Annotated in this window: 2 protein-coding genes and 1 pseudogene; 1 reads left to right on the top strand and 2 read right to left on the bottom strand. The window is 44.2% G+C overall.

Annotated features, from left to right (window positions below; all coding sequences use genetic code 11):
- Positions 1–61: 61 nt before the first annotated feature.
- A complete protein-coding gene (locus ACXM1Q_RS09095; protein WP_458517783.1) occupies positions 62–769 on the bottom strand; it encodes a glucosamine-6-phosphate deaminase in 708 nt (235 codons plus the stop codon).
- Positions 770–1,355: 586 nt separating this feature from the next.
- Between ACXM1Q_RS09095 and queA the strand changes: the two genes are divergently transcribed.
- On the top strand, positions 1,356–2,384 hold the full coding sequence (gene queA, locus ACXM1Q_RS09090; RefSeq protein ID WP_458517782.1) for a tRNA preQ1(34) S-adenosylmethionine ribosyltransferase-isomerase QueA: 1,029 nt from the start codon (positions 1,356–1,358) through the stop codon (positions 2,382–2,384).
- A 67-nt stretch (positions 2,385–2,451) separates the two neighbouring features.
- Here the strand turns inward: queA and ACXM1Q_RS09085 are convergent.
- Positions 2,452–2,616: pseudogene (locus ACXM1Q_RS09085) on the bottom strand (group II intron reverse transcriptase/maturase); the annotation flags it as partial.

Genomic DNA, 2,616 nt, shown 5'->3' with positions numbered 1-2,616 from the left:
TGTTCATGAAAAGTAGACAAAAAGGAAAAGCCCTCCGATTTGACATCAGGAGGGCTAGCTATTAGGCTTCTAATTTTGAAAGAGCTGCGTCATCCGCAAAAATATAAACTTCCGGATGTCTTTGTAAAATACTAGCTGGCAGTTCTTCCGTTACAGGACCACTAATAGCTCCTGCAATCGCTTCTGCCTTATCAGCTCCGTAAGCAAAGAGAATGATAGCTTTCGCATCCATAATATTTTTAATTCCCATGGAAATCGCTTTGGTAGGCACATCCTCAATTTTTTCAAAGAAACGGGCATTGGCTTCAATGGTAGAAGCTTCTAAATCAACCACCTGTGTCACCTGATCAAAGGAAGTCCCAGGCTCATTAAAACCAATATGACCATTTCGACCAATCCCAAGGATTTGCAAATCAACTGGATGAGCTTCCAAGATTTCTTGGTAACGGGCTAATTCCGCTTCCAAATCACTGGCTTCCCCGTTTGGAAGGTAATTTGCTTTAAAAGGCTTTGCTTGGAAAAGATGTTCTTCCATAAAATAACGATAAGATTGGGGATTGTCAGCCCCAAGACCTACGTATTCATCCAAGTTCACACTCGTCAAGTTAGAAAAATCAACATCACTAGCTCGAACAGCCTCGTAAAAACCTAGAGGGCTACTTCCTGTTGCCAAACCTAATGTTTTAGCTCCTGCTGCCAATTTCTCTTTTAAAATTTCAAGGGCTTGTTGCCCCCCTTCTTCTTGACTTGAAACACGTATAACTTTAATCATGGGAACTTCCTCCTAGCTTTTCTTAATTCTATTATATGGTCTATACCAATTTTTGTCAACTGGTATAGACCATTTTTTCCGAAAAAGATCTGCTCCATCAAAGACAACTCTACTTAAAAGACAAGTCTATCCCTCCCTTCAAAAGCTATCTTCTCTAGAAGACGACAGGACAACGAATGAATCTATAAGTAAACATCTCCATAGACAGAACTAGCAATCTTAGGATAGTCTTGCCACTTGCCTAGTCGATTCTAAGCTACAGCCTTCCATAACTAAATGTGATTTCAGTATTAGGACAGCCACCATTGCTTACCTTCCAACATTCGAACGAGTTTCTTCTTCAAAAACTTCATTGACTATCTTTCCTAAAGTAGTCTGTGCTATAATATTCCTTATGTTAGAACTTGTTGCCTGTCTTTTTTTAGGAGGAATCTTCCTGTTTCTTGCCCTTTATTTTGGGGGCTACAAGATGGGAGGCTGGCTTGTTTTTATTTGCAGTTTCCTAGCCTTTCTTTTGGTAAGTACTCCTTTTTTACTGTTACTCTACTATCTATTTTTGTTTTATCAACTATAAGGATCTAATATGAAAACTAGTGATTTTGATTTTGAATTACCTGAGGAACTTATTGCTCAGGTTCCACTTGAAGATCGTTCCTCTTCTCGCTTACTGGTCTTGAACCGAGAAAGTGGAGCGATGACGGATAGCCATTTTGACCATCTGATTAACTACCTGAATCCAGGCGATGCGCTGGTTCTCAATAACACACGCGTACTGCCAGCTCGGCTCTACGGGCAAAAGACAGAAACCGGTGGTCATGTGGAGCTCCTACTTTTGCAAAATACAGAAGGCGACCAATGGGAGGTTCTTGCTAAACCTGCCAAACGACTTAAAGTTGGCGCTCGGATTGAATTTGGAGACGGCCGTCTTCAAGCTGAAGTGATCCAAGAATTAGAGCACGGCGGTCGTATCATCCAATTCCATTATGAGGGAATCTTCTTGGAAATCCTCGAGAGTCTCGGCGAGATGCCCCTTCCGCCTTATATTCATGAAAAACTAGAAGATCATGAACGCTACCAGACCGTTTACGCTAAAGAAAACGGCTCCGCCGCCGCCCCAACTGCGGGACTTCATTTTACACCAGAATTGTTGGATGCCATCGCTGCCAAAGGGGTTCAAATCCACTACCTCACCCTCCATGTCGGACTAGGAACCTTCCGCCCCGTATCCGTGGATGAGGTGGAAGCCCACGATATGCACTCGGAATACTACACCATCTCAGACCAAACAGCCCAAGCCTTAAATCAGGTCAAAGAAGCCGGAAATCGCATTGTCGCTGTCGGTACCACTACCATCCGAACCCTGGAAACCGTTGCTCGAGACAACCAAGGCAAACTCGTTGGAGCTAGTGGCTGGACCAATATCTTCATCAAACCTGGTTACCAGTGGCAAGTGGTAGATGCCTTCTCTACCAACTTCCACCTACCAAAATCAACCCTCGTGATGCTGGTATCGGCCTTCGCTGGTCGTGAGCAAACCCTCGCAGCCTATCACCACGCCATCGAAGAAGGCTACCGCTTCTTCAGCTTCGGCGATGCCATGTTTATACATTGAGAATCGAGTAGGGACTAATTGATAGCCCCTCTCACACCACCGTGCGTGCCGTTCGGCACACGGCGGTTCAGTTAACTTTTAACGCATGTCGTTTTAAGTAGTAATCGAGACAGCTGACCAGTCCTCGTTTGGCGAGGACTGGTTTTGATATGGCTCTCTTTAATACTGACTTTTGTGCTACTAGTTGATAGTGGTCACCCCAACCTGACACTTTGTCCGCTATCCACCTAGG

The sequence above is a fragment of the Streptococcus sp. 10F2 genome (genome assembly GCF_054331515.2).
Note: the sequence above shows the minus strand (reverse complement) of the source record. Positions and strands in the feature narration are given on the sequence as shown.

Excerpts from the sequence above, each read along its gene's own strand:
- queA (WP_458517782.1), top strand. The coding sequence starts at position 1,356 with ATGAAAACTAGTGATTTTGATTTTGAATTACCTGAGGAACTTATTGCT.